The sequence below is a fragment of the Streptomyces sp. NRRL S-495 genome (assembly GCF_000966955.1).
In the GTDB taxonomy this organism is placed as follows: domain Bacteria; phylum Actinomycetota; class Actinomycetes; order Streptomycetales; family Streptomycetaceae; genus Kitasatospora; species Kitasatospora purpeofusca.
Window position 1 is genome coordinate 1 of record NZ_JZWY01000645.1, and the last position, 581, is coordinate 581.

Below are 581 nucleotides of genomic sequence, written 5' to 3' on the forward strand. Positions count from 1 at the left end.
CCCGGCCACCCCCGCACCGACCGTCGGCGCGCCGGCGCCGCGGACCTGGCTGGCCGGGAAGTCCAGGGTGCCGTCCGCCTCGCGCTCGACGATCGCGGACTGCCGCAGGCCCGGCAGGTGCGCGGCCTCGTCGAAGGCGGCGCGGCAGGCGACGCTGTCGGTGAAGTCGAGCAGCAGGACGTGGTGGTTCTCGCTCATTGTCGCGACGGCTCCTCGCTCGGGGGTGGGACACCGGGGCCGCCGGAGGCCCCCGCCGGGGCGACCACCGGGAACGACCGCCGGTGACACCCGTCGAGGAGGCCTGCCGGGAAGCCCCGGGACCAGTCCAGCATCGTCCGGGGCGGGGCCGCCCGCCACCGTCCGTGGGCCTACCGGGCCCGCCGGGGCCCGTCCGGGGCGGGGCGGGACGGCGGCGAAGTCAGGCGGCCGGGCCAGGCGGCCGGGTCAGTCGGCGGGGAGGGTGCGGCGGACGGTCCCCTTGTTGTCCGCCAGCAGGTAGCCGCCGTTCTGGTACTCGTCGGACAGGTAGACCCGGATGCACTGATAGCCGTCGGACCACATGTCGATCAGCAGGTAACGGC

At 76.2% G+C, this 581-nt stretch carries 1 protein-coding gene; it reads right to left on the reverse strand.

The window, feature by feature from the left end:
• Positions 1-198 (reverse strand): hypothetical protein (locus VR45_RS29680; protein WP_045942952.1); only part of this gene is annotated, 198 nt, incomplete at its 3' end.
• Positions 199-581 lie beyond the last annotated feature (383 nt).